This window comes from Pseudomonas sp. GM21 (assembly GCF_000282215.1).
Classification (GTDB): Bacteria; Pseudomonadota; Gammaproteobacteria; order Pseudomonadales; family Pseudomonadaceae; genus Aquipseudomonas.
The window spans coordinates 1-18492 of sequence record NZ_AKJS01000125.1 but is presented as its reverse complement, the minus strand read 5'-3'; the positions used below and the strand labels follow the sequence as shown (position 1 = coordinate 18492).

Annotated in this window: 16 protein-coding genes and 1 pseudogene; 9 read left to right on the top strand and 8 right to left on the bottom strand. The window is 54.2% G+C overall.

Translation table 11 applies throughout. The features are described from left to right. Window positions 1–33 precede the first annotated feature (33 nt). The 7 genes from PMI22_RS08585 to PMI22_RS08615 all read left to right on the top strand — a co-directional run bounded on the left by PMI22_RS08585 (window position 34) and on the right by PMI22_RS08615 (window position 7634). Complete coding sequence (locus tag PMI22_RS08585) at window positions 34–1182, top strand: DUF2817 domain-containing protein (protein WP_007947411.1); 1149 nt, start codon at window positions 34–36, stop codon at window positions 1180–1182. Window positions 1183–1418: 236 nt separating this feature from the next. After that, window positions 1419–2492 carry an aromatic ring-hydroxylating dioxygenase subunit alpha gene (locus tag PMI22_RS08590; RefSeq protein ID WP_007947410.1) on the top strand — a complete coding sequence of 358 codons (1074 nt, stop codon included), beginning with the start codon at window positions 1419–1421 and terminating at the stop codon, window positions 2490–2492. A gap of 1 nt (window position 2493) precedes the next feature. Further along, on the top strand, window positions 2494–3633 hold the full coding sequence (locus PMI22_RS08595; protein WP_007947409.1) for an FAD-binding oxidoreductase: 1140 nt from the start codon (window positions 2494–2496) through the stop codon (window positions 3631–3633). 58 nt (window positions 3634–3691) lie between these two features. Next, the gene (locus PMI22_RS08600; protein ID WP_007947408.1) at window positions 3692–4810 is read left to right on the top strand and encodes an S-(hydroxymethyl)glutathione dehydrogenase/class III alcohol dehydrogenase; all 1119 of its coding nucleotides are present in this window, start codon (window positions 3692–3694) and stop codon (window positions 4808–4810) included. An 83-nt stretch (window positions 4811–4893) separates the two neighbouring features. Continuing rightward, window positions 4894–5277: a VOC family protein gene (locus tag PMI22_RS08605; RefSeq protein WP_007947407.1), complete on the top strand. Its 384-nt coding sequence runs from the start codon at window positions 4894–4896 to the stop codon at window positions 5275–5277. A gap of 625 nt (window positions 5278–5902) precedes the next feature. After that, window positions 5903–6523 (top strand): hypothetical protein, encoded by a 621-nt coding sequence (locus PMI22_RS08610; protein WP_007947406.1) that lies wholly within the window; start codon window positions 5903–5905, stop codon window positions 6521–6523. Then, window positions 6516–7634, top strand: a complete 1119-nt coding sequence (locus PMI22_RS08615) for an XRE family transcriptional regulator (protein ID WP_033049509.1) — start codon at window positions 6516–6518, stop codon at window positions 7632–7634. The genes PMI22_RS08610 and PMI22_RS08615 overlap by 8 nt, the downstream gene beginning before the upstream one ends. A gap of 207 nt (window positions 7635–7841) precedes the next feature. Here the strand turns inward: PMI22_RS08615 and PMI22_RS08620 are convergent, their stop codons facing one another. Continuing rightward, entirely contained in the window at window positions 7842–9227 is a 1386-nt protein-coding gene (locus PMI22_RS08620; RefSeq protein ID WP_007947404.1) for a hypothetical protein, read from the bottom strand. 663 nt (window positions 9228–9890) lie between these two features. Then, a complete protein-coding gene (locus PMI22_RS31435) occupies window positions 9891–10031 on the bottom strand; it encodes a hypothetical protein (protein ID WP_157214445.1) in 141 nt (46 codons plus the stop codon). A 634-nt stretch (window positions 10032–10665) separates the two neighbouring features. Here PMI22_RS31435 and PMI22_RS32095 point away from each other — a divergent pair. After that, a pseudogene (locus tag PMI22_RS32095) lies at window positions 10666–10850 on the top strand (hypothetical protein). A 32-nt stretch (window positions 10851–10882) separates the two neighbouring features. On the opposite strand, the gene PMI22_RS0129615 reads toward PMI22_RS32095, so the two are convergent. The 5 genes from PMI22_RS0129615 to PMI22_RS30000 all read right to left on the bottom strand — a co-directional run bounded on the left by PMI22_RS0129615 (window position 10883) and on the right by PMI22_RS30000 (window position 17517). Beyond that, window positions 10883–11116 carry a hypothetical protein gene (locus PMI22_RS0129615; protein ID WP_033049507.1) on the bottom strand — a complete coding sequence of 78 codons (234 nt, stop codon included), beginning with the start codon at window positions 11114–11116 and terminating at the stop codon, window positions 10883–10885. Between the two features lie 1178 nt (window positions 11117–12294). Next, entirely contained in the window at window positions 12295–12711 is a 417-nt protein-coding gene (locus tag PMI22_RS08625; protein WP_007947402.1) for a bacteriohemerythrin, read from the bottom strand. Beyond that, window positions 12680–15409, bottom strand: coding sequence for a diguanylate cyclase (locus tag PMI22_RS08630; protein WP_238543971.1), 2730 nt, complete (start codon window positions 15407–15409; stop codon window positions 12680–12682). The genes PMI22_RS08625 and PMI22_RS08630 overlap by 32 nt, the downstream gene beginning before the upstream one ends. A 497-nt stretch (window positions 15410–15906) precedes the next feature. Then, window positions 15907–16512 carry a hypothetical protein gene (locus PMI22_RS08635; RefSeq protein WP_007947398.1) on the bottom strand — a complete coding sequence of 202 codons (606 nt, stop codon included), beginning with the start codon at window positions 16510–16512 and terminating at the stop codon, window positions 15907–15909. Between the two features lie 549 nt (window positions 16513–17061). After that, window positions 17062–17517, bottom strand: a complete 456-nt coding sequence (locus PMI22_RS30000) for a phospholipase D family protein (protein ID WP_050550222.1) — start codon at window positions 17515–17517, stop codon at window positions 17062–17064. A 286-nt stretch (window positions 17518–17803) separates the two neighbouring features. Between PMI22_RS30000 and PMI22_RS08640 the strand changes: the two genes are divergently transcribed. Further along, window positions 17804–18013: a hypothetical protein gene (locus PMI22_RS08640; protein ID WP_007947394.1), complete on the top strand. Its 210-nt coding sequence runs from the start codon at window positions 17804–17806 to the stop codon at window positions 18011–18013. A 33-nt stretch (window positions 18014–18046) separates the two neighbouring features. Here the strand turns inward: PMI22_RS08640 and PMI22_RS08645 are convergent, their stop codons facing one another. Next, entirely contained in the window at window positions 18047–18280 is a 234-nt protein-coding gene (locus PMI22_RS08645; RefSeq protein ID WP_007947393.1) for a hypothetical protein, read from the bottom strand. Window positions 18281–18492 lie beyond the last annotated feature (212 nt).

Below are 18492 nucleotides of genomic sequence, written 5' to 3'. Positions count from 1 at the left end.
CGCCCGGAGATAGTTGATCAATTCGAGGTAAGCATGAATACAGGTTTTCCAACTCGTCCCAGCTACGCCAGCCAACGAGAGCGTTTCCTGGGGGCGGCTACAGCGGCAGGTGCCAGACTGACAGAGTACATCCACCCATTGAGCGGCCCCTTTGGCGAGCCCTTAGCTACCGATGTAGCCCTGCTCGGCGACCCACATGCCAAAAAAGTCTTGGTAATGCTCAGCGGCACCCATGGTGTCGAAGGTTTCTACGGTTCCAACTGCCAGATTAAATGGCTGCAAACGTTTACCGATAGAGAACTACCGAGTGATGTCGCGTTGTTGGTGATCCATCTGATAAACCCTTGGGGAACGGCCTGGATGCGCCGAGTCAACGAAGACAACATCGACCTCAACCGGAACTACCTGGACTTCAGTAACGCGCTGCCGGACAACCTGCAATACGAAGGGTTGCACGAGATTTATACCTGTACACAGTTGTTGGGGCCAAAGAGAGATCAGGCCGATGCTCTGCTCGACGAGCGGACTCGCGCGGAGGGCTGGTCAACGATCAAGTCGATCGTCGAAGCTGGCCAGTACAACCATTCTGACGGTCTGTTTTATGGCGGGCAGTCACCTAGTTGGTCTAATAAAACTCTGCACACCATTATCCAAGAGCATTTGACTCATGCCCAAGTGGCTATGTGCTTTGACCTTCATACCGGCGCTGGAGACTATGGCCACCCGATGCTGATGACGATTGCAAAGTCCGCATACCCGCAGCTGAATGATGCCCAGGCGCTGTATGGCCCGTGGCTTTACACCCTCATCACCGGGGCTGGCAGCAAAAGTGGTACGGGGGTGGCTGCGACAGCTACGGGCTACACTTCTCAGGCAATAATCGATGCTCTGCCGAACGTGTACTTGATGCCATTTGTGATCGAATGCGGTACCTACCCAGGAGAGCAGATTCATACCTTTTTGCGCAACGACCAGTGGTTGCATCTACACGGTGATCTTACCGACGAGGTTGCACGGAAAATAAAACTGGAACTACTCGAGCAGTTCTATCCAGCCGATGCCGATTGGCAAGAGCTGGTATGGCTGCGCACCCGACAAATCTGGGAGCGGGCATTGACGGCTTTGCCACAAATTCTTTCATTGGCTAATCAGCCACCACAATCCATTCATAGCGCTACCTGAAAGCCACTATTCAGTCACCTCATTCAAGACTGCCCTGCGCGGTCTTGAATGCATTCCCAAATCGTATTCAAAGACGGAGCCCCTCACTCTTATTCTCCTTGAAACGTCAGAAAATCTAAACAAACAAACAGTTTTAAACATCTGTTCTCACCTAATCAGATGCTCGTAATCTGAAATCCTCGTTAACCATCGTTCGCCTGCAAAGGGCGAACAACAAAATAATAGGGAGTGAGCCCATGTTTTTGCGAAACGCATGGTACGTAGCCGCCGGTGAAGCTGAGCTAGGCGAAGATCTATATCCAGTCACCCTTCTCAATGAGCCAGTGGTGCTTTACCGCAAGAGCGACGGCACTCCGGTAGCCCTCGAAGATGCCTGCCCACATCGCAAGCTCCCTTTGTCGATGGGCCGCCTCAAGGGTGATGAGATTGAGTGTGGCTACCATGGCCTAACCTTTGACTGCTCTGGCAGCTGTGTCCACGCTCCTGGCAGCCGACGCATCCCTCAAGGAGCCAAGGTTCGCAGTTACCCTCTCGCAGTACGCTACGGTCTGATTTGGATCTGGATGGGGGATCTTGACCTGGCAGACGAAACAAAAATTTGCCATGTGCCAGAGTGGGGTGATCCGGCTTGGGGACTCAATCGTGGGGATAGCATGGTCATCCCTTGCAACTACCTGTATATGACCGACAACCTGCTTGATCCTGCCCATGTCGCGTGGGTGCATCAATCCTCCTTTGGTAACTCTGCATGTGCAGAAGAACCGCTGCAAACTACTGTAACCGATGTCGGCGTGGTTGTTTCTCGCTGGATGCGCGACGTCGAAGTAGCCCCCTTCTATGCCAAATTCGTCAAATTCACAGGTAACTGCGACCGCAAGCAACACTACGAAGTGCATTACCCCGCACAGGCCATTATTAAGGCATTGTTCACCCCGGCTGGGACGGGCTTCGATGAAGGTGAGCTCCACGAACATGTATTCCTCATGAACTCCTACAACTTTATGACTCCCATCGATGAATCGAGCACGCGCTACTACTGGTTTCAAGTGCGTAACTTCGATACCGAAAACGAAGATGTGTCACGCCAGTTTGACGAAGACGTGCGCCACGCCTTCGCCGAAGATCGGGTAGTTCTCAGTGCGGTACATAAGGGTATGGCCAATAAGCGTAGTCCCAACATCGATCTCGCCTCTGATTCAGGCCCTCTACGCTTCCGTCGCAATCTGGATAAATTGATTGCACAGGAACAGCCTGCCACCTTGATTCCGCTGACCCAACAACACACCGCGGAACAAAAGACGGAGGTATGAGATGGGCACTCAATCTCAAACACAGCACCCTCCTCAAGGTTTTAAAACCTTTCGAGTGATTGCGAAGAAGCAAGAAAGCGCAGTCATCACCTCCTTCGCTCTGGCTGCGACTGATGGAGTGTCAAACCTGCACTTTCGTCCTGGGCAATTCCTGATTGTTCGCCTGCCACTCGACTGCGGTACAACAACGCTCCGCAATTATAGTTTGTCCGGAGACGCCAACGACCCCACGCGCGTACGCATTTCGGTCAAACGCGAGCCCGCACCTTTCGACAAGCCTGAGCTGCCACCTGGCCAAGGATCCGGTCACCTTCACGACAGAGTGCACGTTGGCGACCTGCTCGAGATCGCCGGGCCGACTGGCACCTTCGTTTTGGACGAAGAGAGCCCGAGGCCGGTGGTGTTGTTCAGCGGAGGCGTGGGACTCACTCCGATGGTGAGCATGCTCCATCAACTAAGCCTCAATTCTGCGCGTCAGGTGTATTTCATCCATGCCTGCGAAAGCGGTGTAGTACACGCATTTCGTGACGAAGTCCTAACACTGGCCAGCAGTCGCCCAGGGATTAATGTTCACTTCTGTTACCGCAATCCAGATTCCGATGATTACGCCAACGAAACCTTTCATAGCGAGGGCCTTATCAGCAAGGAAACCCTACAAGGGTTACTCCCGCTGGACGACTATGACGTCTACCTTTGCGGCCCGCGCCTCTTTATGCAGGCGAACTGGCGCCTGTTGCGTGACCTTGGAATAAGTAAGAAGCGTATTAACTACGAGTTCTTCGGCCCAGCAACCATCCTCGAAGAAGATGAAGTCATGCTGGCCAAGCCCCCTACTCCAGTGCTATCTGAGCCCAACGCGCTAATCGAGACGAATGTACAAACGCTAACTGTTGAATTTCTTCCGTCAGGTACCCGTATGGCCTGGGATCAGAACTGCCAATCGCTCCTCGATCTTGCTGAACAGGCTGGTCTGACGCCGCCATTCAATTGCCGGGCCGGCCTGTGTAATACCTGTCAGGCAACTCTGCGCGAAGGATCTGTCGAGTATTTTGAAACGCCACTAGACACCCCTGAAAACGGCAGTATTTTGCTCTGTTGCACACGTCCCACTAGCCCAGTAACCGTGGAGTTTCGGCAGTAATAATCTCCCACACGATCAATACCGCCGAAGCCCTTCGTTAAACTGAGGAACAAAAATAATGATCAAATCGCGAGCTGCCGTAGCCTTCGCGGCTAACCAGCCCCTGCAAGTCGTCGAAGTCGATGTAGAACCGCCACGGGCTGGTGAAGTGCTGGTGCGCATCATCGCCACCGGTGTCTGCCACACCGATGCTTTTACCCTTTCCGGTGCTGACCCAGAGGGCCTCTTTCCGACCATTCTTGGTCATGAAGGCGGCGGTGTAGTCGAGGCCATCGGCGAAGGTGTCACCTCAGTGACGGTGGGCGATCACGTCATTCCGCTCTACACCCCAGAGTGCGGTGATTGCAAATTCTGCCTGTCCGGCAAGACTAACCTTTGTCAGAAAATCCGCGCGACTCAAGGCAAAGGTCTGATGCCTGACGGCACCAGTCGGTTCTCGTACCAAGGCCAACCGATTCACCACTACATGGGTTGTTCGACATTCTCTGAATACACCGTGTTGCCGGCAATATCTCTGGCCAAAATCCCCAAGAACGCGCCGCTAGAGAAGGTCTGCCTCCTCGGTTGTGGCGTTACCACCGGCATTGGGGCAGTGTTGAATACCGCTAAGGTTGAGGCCGGGGCGACGGTAGCGATCTTCGGTTTGGGCGGGATTGGTCTGGCTGCCATTATCGGCTCAGCTATGGCCAAAGCTAGTCGGATCATCGCTGTCGACATCAATCCTGCGAAGTTCGAGATCGCCAAACAGCTGGGTGCGACCGACTTCATCAATCCCAAGAATTTCGACAAGCCTATTCAGGATGTAATCGTCGAGATGACAGAGGGTGGTGTGGACTACTCCTTCGAGTGTATTGGTAACGTCCATCTGATGCGCGCAGCCCTTGAATGCTGTCACAAGGGTTGGGGGGAGTCGGTCATTATCGGTGTCGCCGGTGCAGGCCAGGAAATCAGCACCCGACCGTTTCAACTGGTAACAGGCCGAGTCTGGCGAGGGTCAGCCTTTGGAGGTGTTAAAGGCCGTAGTGAGCTACCTAGTTATGTCGAGAAAGCTCAAAAGGGCGAAATTCCGTTGGATACATTCATCACCCACACCATGGGGCTCGAAGATATCAACAAAGCCTTTGATCTGATGCACGAAGGAAAAAGCATCCGCACCGTTATCCATTTTGATCGCTGAGCATTCGCACAGCGACGACTGTCGGGTTTCTTCCGACATAACTGCAATACCACCCGCCTTGTTTCAATTCGGAGAAGAATAAGATGAGCATTTACACCCATGTCACAGTTGGCACCAACGATCTACAAAAAGCCCGGGATTTCTACGATAGCGTACTCGGCAAACTGGGCCAAAAGCGCATCACCGACTTAGCCGAAAACGGCTCGATCTGGGGTGTCGAAGCGCCGTCATTTTTCGTTCTCAAACCAGCCAATGGTGCCCCTGCCAGCGTGGGAAATGGAGTTACCGTCAGCTTTGAAGCACCGAATCGTGCCGCAATTGACGCTTTCCACGCGGCGGCTCTCGCTGCCGGTGGTAGCGATGAAGGTGCTCCAGGCACTCGCGACTGGGCGCCGAATGCGTATGCCGCCTATGCTCGAGACCTAGACGGCAACAAGTTGGCCGCGTACTGCTTTAAACCAGCCTAACCGCTAATCTTGGATCACGAGAAGCCGAATTGGTGCAGCACTTGGTACCTTCCTCCTGCCGCTTTCCCTTCAGCATTATGGCGATGGCATAACCATGCTGATCATGGCTGGAACGGCATGACAGCAATCGGCTTCTTGGTGTCTTTCATGCTCGCGCCAGAAACCAAGGGCGTTCGTTGTCCGAAACTAGCGGAATCTGATAGGTCGGTGACCCAACAACCGCTATACGACGGATCGTATTACGGTTGTTGGTTTTCGGTATTTACTCACACAGCTCCGTCATAATTTTGCTCGCTCCTTGACGCCTAACCTGTAGACGCTGACGCCTAATTGACCCACGTGCCGACGCAAGGCTGCCCTACCCCAAGTAGGCAGAAATCCAGCATAGGCAATGGTTCGCGAGGAATAAGACTGGGTCAGTGACATCTCGGTCACTGGGTCAATTTGGCGTCAGCACCAGCACTCAGAGCTCAGCGATCACCGCAGCTCATCTCTCTATATTTTCATCCTCGCGGGTATCCCTCCCATGGCCGACATCTGCGCGCGTGAAGTTGACATTTTATAAAAAATGCACAAAAATCACGGTTGACACTAATCAGTATTTGCACGCTTTTCGGAGAATCGAATGCCTGAATTCCAACATCCAAGCGAGTTAGAACCCAAGCTCAGCCGAGCCCATCTCGACGTCGTTTGCAACAATCTCTTGGATGCTGCGTACAAGGCACTTGAGGCTACTTCAACCGACGACGACACCAACTGGACAAGAGGGGTACTCCCTTATGGCCGCATCCATGGTCGGTTCAAACAGCTGCAACGACAAGGTGATCTGCCCTGGTTTAGCCTCGCCAACAACACCCTGGATTTCACAATCAGTATTGATGGGATCCTGATGCAAGTCGTGACTGACGACCCTGACCTGCGGAAGAAAGGGCATCGCATGAACAAAAACCTGGTGGAGCTGTATCACGACAGCCTCCTAGGGCCCGCTACTGATGGAAATATAACCTGGCGCCTATACGTAGACAGCGACCACAATCCAGATGGGCCGACGTTAACGGTTTCGATTCTGGGTTTCGACACCAACAGGAACGTGGTCTGCAAGTGGGCTCACAACTATGAGCCATTAGTGTCGGTTCGCACCATCGAACTATCTCCAGTCGCTGAGATAGACGACTCACTGCCAATCCGACGCGACAAAGACTCTGGCCAGAAAGTAAAGAAAGACGCTGAATTGAATGATGAATGACACGAAAGGCTTCCTACCTCTGGGTGACGAGTTTTCACCCGACAAGCTCCGTCTCGCCAGGTGCGCGGCGGGGCGATCCCTTGCTGACATAGGTGAGCTCCTTGGTGTTACTAGGCAGTACGCGCACAAGCTTGAGGTCAACGCGATGCCTTCTCCAAGTCAGCTGCAGCGGCTTTGTGAGGTTCTGAGTGTCAAGGAAAGTTTTTTCTTCGCTCCCCGTAAGAGCGGTGTCGAGCTGGAACAATGTCACTTTCGTAGCGTACGGGCATCTACCCAGACGCTTAAGAAAACCATCGCTGCCCAAGTAGAGATCTTTGAGCTGCTGGTGGATGAGCTCGATAAAGAGGTGGCCTTCCCTTCCGTGGATTTCGCTGCGCTCGATGAGCCTGTCGCCGGTGCTGGCAAGATTGAATTGGTAGCAGAGAAATTTCGCAGGGAACAGGGAATCGGCCTGGGCCCTCTCTCAAGTGTCACCAAGCTTGCTGAGAAAATTGGCGTCCTGGTGGTCAACCTCGCTGACGCGGATGACCGCATCGACGCGTTCTCTCTTTTTAACAAGCGTCCCCTGATTGTTCGCAACACCTCCAAAGTCAGTCCAGGAAGGCAACGCTTTGACTTGGCTCATGAACTTGGCCATCTGGTCATGCATCAAGGGATTGAGACTGGCTGTCGAGAAACGGAGGAGCAAGCCAACCAATTCGCAAGCGCTCTGCTGATGCCAAGGGCAAGCTTTGCATCTGAGTTCCCTGCGATGCGTGGGAAGTATCTCAACTGGCCCGCATTGAAGGAGCTAAAGCTTCGCTGGAAGGTCAGCTTCAAGGCACTGATTTATCGCGCTCGCGCTTTGGATCTTCTCACAGCAGATCAGGCGAAGAGTGGGTTCACGTATCTCGCCCGAAAAGGCTTCACGAAAACCGAAGAATTCGATGAGCTGATTCCGCTGGAGTCACCTCTGCTCGTTCAACGTGCAATCGACCTATTGGACTATGCGACTTGGAGTCGCGTGCTCGCAGCTCCCGGCTTGACCACAGAGATGGTAGTGAATCAGTTCATGCTGAATGTGCCTGTCGCTCCTCTACGGTTGGTTGGCAGTTCCCAGCGCCAGACTTAACAGCCCTACTTCGTGGTGCCTAGATTGCACGCTTCGCCTTCATCGCTAGCGGTCTCGGCGATTGGTTCTCGCTTGATCGTAGGGCGCCGCGAGTTCTATAGCTTGAGAACTAATAAGGGGAACCCTAAGTGCTCGCCCATCTTCGGACAGGCGAGCGCACTCCCAACAAAGGAGGTGCTCATCAACACCTCCCCGCTCCGATCACCGTTAAAGCGCGGCCCTCACCGCCTTATCCTGCTGCCAATGGGTGATATCCGAAATCTCCAACGTCGGCTCGGCTGCGATCATCAAGGTCTGACGAGGATAGAGGTCGAACAGACCAGGCATGCGTCCGAAATTGTCCACGGTTTCAGCCCACTCATAATCATCCTCGAACGGGTAGTAGTTCACCCCATGGAGTAAAACACCCATCGCCGATGTTCCCGAAGCATCATAGGCCGAGATGTTTTCGATATTCTTGTCCCTTCTTAGCTCTTCAATTTCAATGCCGTCGCGGGTTTCGTACCAGATGTGCACCACCCCGGCCTTTCCAAAAGGAATTTGCGAAACGCCGTCATGCACCAGGCCCTTGAAATGCCTGGAGCGCAGCCGTAGCGAATCTTCATGATCGCAACGCCATTGGGCGCCTACGCAACTGGCCACATCTTTCACGTATAAGTTCAGTATGTCGTGGTTGGTACCTGGTCGGATGACGCGTTTAGCAAGGGTCGCGATACTGCGCTTCTCGTTGCTGTCCATGCCCCCGAACACCAGAAGCTCTTGTTGTGGACTGTTGGCTCTGACCGAAAATTTGCGGTAATGACGTTTGAGACTCTGCTTGTCGATGCCTCGTATCTTGACTGTAAGCGAGTCCCCGGTCGCCCTACCCAGCCGATCCATGAACGCCTGATCAACCGTATTGGTTACCTCTTCAGCGGCGACACCCGCGACGGGTACATGGAAGGTGATGTCGACAGTGCACCACGGCGCCACTTTCAACATGTGGTGACTCAGCTGAGTCCAGATGCCGGCCCAGGCCTGCTCCTCAGCCTGTGAATACTTGGTCTGCTTATCCGCCCGCTTGCACTCAACATAGAACTCTACATCGCCTGTTTTGACGAGCATGTCCGGCGACTTTTTGGTCTTACCGTCGGGCCACGAGATAGAGTTTTCGGGGATAAAGGAAACCTCGTAACCGTTCTTGATGTAGAACGAGGCCGTGAGTAATTCGAAAATCTGCTTTTCAGGCTGATTGTTGTTCGCCAGCATCTTGTCCAGGACATCATTAACGTAGGACACGCTGCGAAGCTCGCGTGCAACAGCGCCAATCGCCATGGCGTAGGGATAGATCCGCCTGCTGCTGTAGGCAGAATCGCTGTAGGGGAAGCTATGCGACAAGTAGGACGCGAGGATGTACCAATCAATGTCGTCCTCTGCAGGCGAGAAGAGCTGCGGCTCGACGGGTAGCTTGATGTTGAACTGCGATTCTTGCTCGCGTATCCGTTTCACATAGGCCGCTTTGCGCTCTGCCCAAACGTCTTCGCCGAGCCTCTCCACCAGCAGGTCATAGAAGGCCTTCGTTCTCTCACGTTCAATTTGACTGCGGACATCCATTGCCGTATCTCCATGTGGGGATGGGACATTACTTCGTCCAGATATCAGTCTGCCAGCACAGCGCTAAAACCGCCCTTCCGCGTCAAATAAACTAACGTCGGTTAAGGTCGCTCGCGTCAGTCTGGTCATATGTCATAAATTCGGCCATGAGGGCCAGTTCTGCGCTGACATGACCATGCTGGCCTGGCAGCTCATGTCTCACCGTATTCACATGCTTTCACTTTTTCGCCCTTGATCGATCACCATTCATGGGTAATCCAATGTAATTGCACAAACTGGAAAAACGCACTATGTTGTGTATTTAGAAAAACCAAAACACCACATGATGTGTTTTTTTCGTTGCTGCAGCATTAGCCTATCGATTTACTTTCGTAAGATCCTTAATCCGTAAAGGAGATTTCGCATGACAGATCGTCGCCCTATCAACAAAGACGTCAACGTTCCTAAGCCAGGCGGTGGCGAACAGCCTCGCTCCCGGAATCAAGATGGACAGATTCGAGATAAGCGGAGCGATGCAGGTAAACCCCGCAAGTGACGCGCAACAAAGCCAGCGGGGGGCGCTCGCCCTCTGCTGATTTTGACTTCAGCTGATTAAACCTTCGGCTGCTGATCCGAATGTATATTCGAAACTCTTTTCACGCCCCCTCACCGATCACACCTAAATTAACCTACCTTGATATCCAGCCTCTTCAACCGCGATGCCAGCGTCGTTGACTTCAAGCCCAGTAGCTCTGCGGCGCCACCCTTGCCGAACAGTTTGCCGTTGGCCGGACGGTTACGTCCGACCGGTTCGCGCGTGGCCAAGGCTCGCAGCGCACAGTGAAGTCTGCGGGTGTTACCGCATCGCCGAAAACGTGGGCAAAAGCGAGTAACACGGAAACAAGTTGTCAGGCTGTGGTCGACTGCAAAACCAAAAAAATTTTCAAGCCATTGATTTTAAAAGATTTTAAAAAGTTGACACGGAGCCTGCTATCTCTACTGCAATAACAAGAACAAAAAAGCGGCAAACCTAATAAAAACAAGACGTAACGACTCTGACATAACAAAAACAACACGGCAGAGACGCAGCGAACAGATTTTTTTGGAGAAGATGTGCTTATCAGGGTGCTTTTCGGAGTAACCCGCAACCGGGCAGAGAACAATAAAACTACCCTCAGGTAGCTCCCGAACTGGTTGGCTCGCTCAGCGAAAAAGTAGATCAGCGCTCAAAAAAATACGTTTGCTCTTGATCCCGGATGGAGATCGACAAAAACAGCGGTAAAGGGTCACGGTTTCCAAAAACAAAAACAGACCGCCCCTCAATAACAAAAAAAGAGCACGCGCAACGACAAATTATAGGGGAGCTTCGGCTCCCCTTAGTGCTGTCTGGCATTTGTATTTTCCACCGACTAACCCTGTATTCCACCCCCTATCCCTAATGTGAGAGCGGCCCTGCTCCCTGCCCTTCAAGATCAAACAGAACCAGCTTGCCCTCGAAGTCGCGATCATGAAACTGACGCTATGGGTCGGACGGCGCGGTTCAGCGGAGGCTGCTGGTCATGTTCGCGGTGTGCTTTGGACACCATCAGCAAGAACGAGAATTTCATGAACCTAACGCTCGCCGTGCTGATGGCACCCGAGTGATCGGGCATCCATCTCGCTCGGACAAAACCATTTCATGGCACCAGTAGCGCCTCGTGGATCTCAATGGCCGGAATAGCTACTTCCTGGCGCTTGCTGGTAAGCCAAATCCTTGTTTTGCTCACATCGAAAATCTGCCCCTGCTCCATTAGCGACAACACGAGTGCATCTGCAATTCGATAGCGACCACAGGCCGGACAATCTCTCTCCTCCCACGGGCCATGACATTGAATGCGCTCAGCGACACCTGCACAAATAAGGCAGCTCATGGGATCACCATTATTTTTTAATAGTCTGTTCTTGATCCGTCTTTCACCAGGCCGCTCTCATCTGATAACTCACCACGCGCCCAATTACAAGGGGAAGGCCGTGCCCATATCCGGAAACCACCAGCCACCCACTTGATTTGGGAGCCACTTAGTACCTGCGAAGCTCTATTCCGTACACTTGAGGACTTTTTCGAAACTTCTTAAGTGTGTGAATTTGGTATGTAGACGCTGACGCGGAATTGACCCAAGGGGGGACGTAAGACTGCCCTACCCCAAGTCGGCAGAAATCCAGCATAGGCAATGGTTCGCGTGAAATAAGACTGGGTCAGTGACATCTCGGCCACTGGGTCAATTCGGCGTCGGCGTCGGCGTCGGCGTCGGCGTCGGCGTCAACAAGCTACGGCAACTGTCGCAGATCGAGGGCTTTCCCAGAAACATCCAGCGGAAGTAAGTAACTTCCTCAATTGGGAATCGCAAGCTGGTGCGCGACGATTTGCTGGCTGCTAAACCGCTGTCGAAAAAACGCAAGGAGCGGGACAGTGATGAGCGTCGCCGGCGATTACGCTAGGAAAAAGCAGCGTCGATATTATCGTCTCGCTTGTTCAGGGGGCGTCTTCTCGTTTCCAGCGGAGCGCTCTATGATTGAGGGGTAACTCACGCTAGGAATTGCCATGTCCGGTCGGAAACTATTCGGCCTTGCCGTAATGGGCTCGGCCGCAGCTTACTCCGCTCACTTCGTTGTAGTGCAGATTGAATACCTGCGTGAAAAACTCTCTCCGCCTACAGTGGAGTCAAAGGTTTCTCCAGAGTGGCCAGGAACAGTACCTAGACTTCCTCAGCTTGAGGCTCCGCCTAAGGTCAACTTACAAAATGGAACTCCCCAACCCAGCGCCATTTTTCGTGCCGAGAAGTAGTCAGCGCCCTATCACAATATTTTCATAGCGGCTGGCGTACGGTGGATTTAGCTCCTTTTGTGATTCCTAGCCCGCGCTCCCCATCGCGGGCTTTTTTTCGTCTGCAATAAGCTGGAGGTATCCAGGAGTGTTGGCAATCAGCGCTGAGCATAGTCGCTGAGCAACAACTCACCGTGGCTAAAAGTCACCCGCTATCGGGATGGCGCCTTTGCAGCACTCGGCAAACACCGTGCAGGCCGTCTCTCTCCCTATGTCGTTCCGTTTTCAGATCTGGAAGTCAACAGGGAATGCAATGCGCGTTTCTGTCGAAAAGTGCTTGTCAATGATCTCGACTACGACAAACTGAACCAGCTCGCCCAGAGTGACCTCCCCAGCCTCGGCCTGCGCCTGCAGCCGTTGAGCCAGCTCCAAGACGGCCGCGTGCTGGATTTTGTGGGCGGTCAATGTTTTGTGGTCTGCAGCCGCCAGAATGTGTTCCTCATGCGCAAAATGGTAGCGTACGTGCGCCAGCAGCCGATCCAGTACCTGCATCTGACTGGCATCGCCTTGCTGGTGAGCGGGCCCTGTATGCAGGCGGAACAGATCATTCGCCAGCCTGAACAGTTGCTGGTGCTCTTCGTCGATGTCGGGGTGGCCACTGGCGTACTCATCACGTCTGCAGGTAAACCATACTCTGCTCATCTGGCTCTGCCTGCGCGGCAAACACCTCCACCGCGTTCCTGCCGCCCTTCTTCGCGCGGTACATGGCTTCGTCGCCAAAGTGCAGTAAATCGCGCACATTGTCCGCCTGGTCGGGGTACATCACCACGCCGATACTAGACGAAATATCCAGTTCCACCCCGTTATCCATGACAAAAGGCTGTTCAAGAACGCAACGGATTTTCTCTGCGACCAGCACGGCATCGTCTGTGTTCTGGGCATCGGGCAGCAGGATGACAAATTCATCGCCACCGATGCGTGAGGCAGTATCGGAGGCACGCAGTACCGATCCCATACGAGATGCAACCTGCGTCAATAACCAGTCTCCAGCGGAATGCCCGTGCTGGTCATTGACCGCTTTGAACCTGTCCAGATCCACAAAGAGCAGTGACAGCTTGCGTTGTTCACGTTTCGCCAGTGCGAGCATCTGAGCCAGCCGGTCTTCCATCATTCGGCGGTTGGGCAAACCGGTCAGTTGGTCGAAGAACGCCATTTTGCGGATGCTGTCCTCGGCGGCCTTACGCCGGGTGATGTCCCGGGAACTGCCAACAATGTGGGTCGGTCGGGAGGCGCTGTCGAGCATGATATTGGCGACCGTCTCGACTTGGACGCGATGGCCCTCCTTGTTCCGGACTTCCAGCTCGAGTTCGATGAAACAGGCCGTCAGGTCACCTTCGCCAACACGTCGAACATGCTCCTCCACTGTATCGCTCCACCTGCGTAACTCCTCCACAGACATCAGCTCGTCCGGTGGCTGGCCGGAGAACTCTTCCGGCGTCCAACCATACAGCCGTGCAATCGAGGGGCTCATATAGCTATAGGTCAAGTCCGGATATTGCATCACCCAGATCGCATCGTTGCTGTTTTCTGCGATCAGGCGATACAGGGCCTGGCTTTCCTGCAAGGCGTCAGCCATACGCGAGCGCTCGATGACCATCTGCGCAAGTTTGGCGTAATCCGCCAGCAGGGCGAGATCCTCGGCATCCGGTGCGGCGGGTTCACGCTGGTACAGGTTGAAGACACCGAGCACCTTGCCCTCATTGTTTTTGATCGGATGGGCCCAAGCCGCACGCAGCCCCATAGCGAGCGCGGAGTCACGAACAGCGGCAATATCCGGAGCAGCCCAGTAGGGATGGCTGGCGATATCCTGAATAATGACGGTTTCCCCACGATGAACTGCCATTACCGCAGACCCACTCATCGCCTTAATCGGGAGCCACGCCGTGGCACTCAACCACGCTTCAGGCAAATTGGGAGCGGCACAGCCAACCAGCGCCTGGCCATTATCTGCCAGCAGAAACACGGTGCCCAGCATCCCGGGACGATAGTCTTCGATGATGCGCAGCATGGTATTCAACACTTCAGGCAACGAGGCATTCATGCCCAGTTGCTCCAGCACCTGATTGTTTAGCCACAGGGAGTGATTGTGTGCTGCCAAGGCTTTTTCGGCGACTTCACGGGCAACGGTTTGTTCATGCAACTCGGTCACGTCGGTCGAAAAACCGATCAGGGCCGGCGGTTGACCCGGCAGGTGCACCGGCACCTTGATCGACGCGTAGTAACGGGTGTCCCCCTCCGGTGTGATGAAGACTTCCTGGCCGCTTTGTTTACTGCCCGAGTCGAACACTTGGCGATCCATGTCCCAGTACTCATCGGCAAGATCAGGTGCCATGAAGTCGAGGTCTCGGCGGCCGACGATTTGTTCGGCGGGCAAGCCGAACAGATCGGCAGTCTTGGCGTTGACGTAGAGGAAGCGTCGCTCGCTGGACTTGAAATACACATAGGCGTCTACGTTGTCGAGAACCAGATCCAGCAGCGTGCGTTGCTCGTAATTGCGGCGAAAAAGCCCCAGCAGCAGCCACTGCAGGACACCTATGCCGGCAAACGCCAGCACCGAGAAGGCTACCTGGAGTCGCCAGTTGAACAGGTACTCATCCTTGCTCGCCGCCACTACTTGCAGCCATTGACGGTCGCGTTGCGGGGCTAACACGGCCAGTCGCTCCAGACCGTCGCTTGGGGATCGGTAAGATTTCACATCCGGCCCGTACAGGGTGTCCTGAAACATTGAGGGGTTGATGACCTTATGCCCCTCGGCAACTGAATTTTTCCCATGCGCATAGCGATACAGCCATTCGTGCGTGCGTTGATCAATAAACCCCAGGATGCCGTCCTGGCCCAGATCGAACCCCCGCGCGGCATCGATATTGAGCAACGCCGACAAGCTGTGCAGGCTGGTAAAGCCGACCACAGACCCCAGCAACTGCCCGTCCGCCGACCTGATCGGCCGGAATAGCGCAATCCCTCCGCCACCCAGTTCGGGGGCTTGCGGACGGGGAGCAAAAAAGGTGACGAACTCGGCCCCACCCGCCAGGGCCGCCTGATAATTGGGCAAGTCCTTGAAGGAGCGTTTCGCCGATACGCCCGGCAACAGGACTGATTCCAGCGGCACGTTGGAGTGATCGGCAATGATCGTGCCCTCCGCGTCGAGGACGACGACGGTATCTAGCCAGGCTTTCTCCACTTCCTTTACCAACAGCGCTTGCAGGTGTGGGGTACTCCGGCTGTCACCCATGGTCTGCACGGCCTCACCGACCGAAGCGAGTTGGTAATTCAGCGTGGTTTCGAGCAGGTCAAAGCTGCGCCGATGCATCGCCGACACGTTTTTCAGGCTCTGCACCACGCCCGCTTCAATCCAGCGGTGCTCCTGGCACAGGTAACCCGCTGCAAAGGCGCCCTGAACCAGCAGCACGAGTATCAGCAGGCCAGGTTTAGCGGCCAGGCGGGAGAAAAACGACCCCATGAAAGAGTGCAAACGCGCAACAGAACCACTCATACAACCTTCCTAGAAAATCCGTGTCGGTTATAGGCGAGGGCTCGGAACTCCGGCAGCACTGCTTCGCGGATCAGGTCAAAGGTTCGCAGCTTCTGCTGGGTGTTCACGGTTTCATCCTCGGTGATTTTTTTGGCTGTTCATCGGCCGGGAGGATTAAATTTCAAGGTGTCTCATGCTGCGGTGCCTACAGCCGCGTTCTCTGATGACTGGGAGGTTCCTTTGGGTGCTTACCACAGGCCGCTACCTCGCTGATTACCGTCCGCTTGGCGGGCTTATGCCCCTGGTGTTGCTCTGTGGCGTGCCACAATTTGCGATTCACGAAAACGTGGCTCGTACGGAAAGAGTCATTCGCCAACAAGGCGTAGGGCTGGCCGCAGCTTCGGCCCGAATAGCGCACCAGGTGCGTACGGATCGGGTAACAGACGCTCCGGGCATTCTCTGATGAAACTCATCGTTGCGAGCTGGCAGGCGTTGAACAGAGGTGCGCCGTTCCATTCTTGGCCTCGGCGAGCGGCGCTGTCCTCAAGCGCGTAGGCGAACGCCAGATCGGTGAGGGTGTCCAACCCATCGTTGCGCGCCGCCTCCCGCTCCACAGTGTTTATCGACAGCAGGTCGCACATCCGATCAAACCCAAGCCCTTTGTCCATACCTTCGGTGTCCATTACCAACGAACGACCGATGCCGGCGAGCACCGTGCGAAGGTCTTCCCGCTCCACGCGGCGGTGGTCGTCAGCCTGCTGCTCGATCTGGGCGATGGTGCTGGCAGTGAATGGCAGGTATTGGCGCAATTTGCTGGCCTTGCGGCGCATGGCTCGACGTTCTTCACGAATTGCATCAAGCCGCTTACTGAACACGCGGCAGGTGCGTCGAGTAGTGATCAAACGGGTGCTCATGCTGGCGCCTGGCTTCAAGGCAATGTCCACCAAGGCAATAACGAGGCTGGTGCTCATGAGAGAGTCTCCAACGGTGCGTGGTCGTCGCTGGCGCGCAGGTCAGCTTCCGTCAGGTATTAGGGCATGCCCCGCCCACTATCCGCTCTGAATTGGCATGTATTGCGCCCAGCCGGGCGATGAAAAACGATGATTTTCATGAAAGGGTCTGGTGCGATGCACAGCTATAGCGCGAACAGAGAGCAAGGCGGCCCGGTAAAGCTATGGATTGCCTCCCTGGCGAGTCGTTGGTTGTTATGGTTTTCCTAAAACTTGAAATATAGGAATGACACCGCTAAACCTGTTAGTCGTTCATGGGGAGTAGGAAGAGAAAAGATGTCCGTTCGATTCCTAGTGGTAAACGCAAGACCAATGGAGCACGGCCAAGACAGCGGTAGCGCAAATCCAGCAAGTCGCGTAGCTCGCGGCTATCTAATCCTGGACAGGCATCAAGACCAAAGACTTCCAGACTGCTATATGAGCCGCAGTGAGGCCCAAGATGAATGCGATAGAAGAAATGAGTCGTAATGTCGAAGCTGCGGTAGTGGAGTTCTGCCGGTTTTGCATCAGCTACGAAGCCATCAGCAAAGAAAGCTTCTTGATGTAGGCCGCATATTGGGAATGGATAGCGTCACTGGTTTTCCCAAATAACACAACAGATAGCTCCTCATTCTTCCAGAGCCCGCCAGCTGTGATGTTCGCCGAGCCGACCATGGCAATGAATGAATCGCCCTTGCGACCGTAGAAAAGCTTCGTGTGAAGGTAAGGAGTTTCCACGTTCAAGTGAGTGAGGCCTGGCCTTGCTTGTAACGCTGCCACACAACCAACCTCGGCATGCAAAGTGTTGGTGTAGATGGCAACCTTGGCCCCTCTAGAAATAGCCCCATCAATCATCGGGAGTATCTCGGCTAGGCCGCACATCTTCATCCAGCCTGAGCAAATGACGATGTCGTCATATAGCCCAAAAATATTCCTCAACACTGTTAGGTGGGATTTGCTTTTCCGAACGTTGGTAACGATTTTCAAGAAGCGCGATCCTTTCTGGTTACCGTCCGCCAGGCGCGCAGGTCAGCGCCAGTCCGGTATTAGAGCGCGCTCCGTCCGCATTTGCTCTGAATTGAAATGTATTGAGCCCAGCCGGGGGATGAAAAACTGTGATCGTCGGGCCTGGTGCGATGAATACCCGTTTCGATTGAGTGTCCGGATAGCGTGGAGTCTGCAGCCTTGGCCTGCTTGCGAATTGCGGCGTCGAATAGCACGAACAGCTTCCGATACCTTTTGCTACGCTGCCCTCTTCCACTGAGGAATCGCGATGTCGAACGCAGACCTACTCCCTTCCCTACTATTCAAGATCAACGAAAACCAACTCGCCCTCGAGGCCGCGATCATGGAGCTCACGCTGTGGGTCGAGCAACGCGGATCAGCAGAGGTCGCTGGCAATGTTCGTGGTGCTTTAGCCACAATCAGCAGGAACGAAAAGCTCATCAATATGACGCTCGCCATGCTGATGGCACCCGAGTGATCGGTTACCCATCTTGCTTGGACAAAAACCAATTCACAGCACCAGTAGCGCCTCGTGGATCTCAATGGCCGGAATAGCTTCTTCCTTGCGCTTGCTGGCAAGCCAGATCCTTGTTTTGCTCACATCGAAGATTTGCCCCTGCTCCATCAGCGTCAACACGAGTGCATCTGCGACTCGATAGCGACCACAGGCCGGACAATCTCTCTCCTCCCATGGGCCAAGACACTGAATGCGTTCAGCGACACCTGCACAAACAAGACAGCTCATGGATCACCATTATTTTTTTATTAGTTTGTAGCTGATCCGTAGTTTTTTCAGCCGCTTTAATCTAATAACTCACCGCGCGTTCAATTACCAGAGACCACAGTCATAAGTCGGAAGATACCTGACTTATTCCATTGGGACGTACCTCAGCTCAGGCCCCGCAGGCTAAAAACAAAATCTGGCTATTCTGCCGGTCGGCGTTTTTCAAGGTAGTT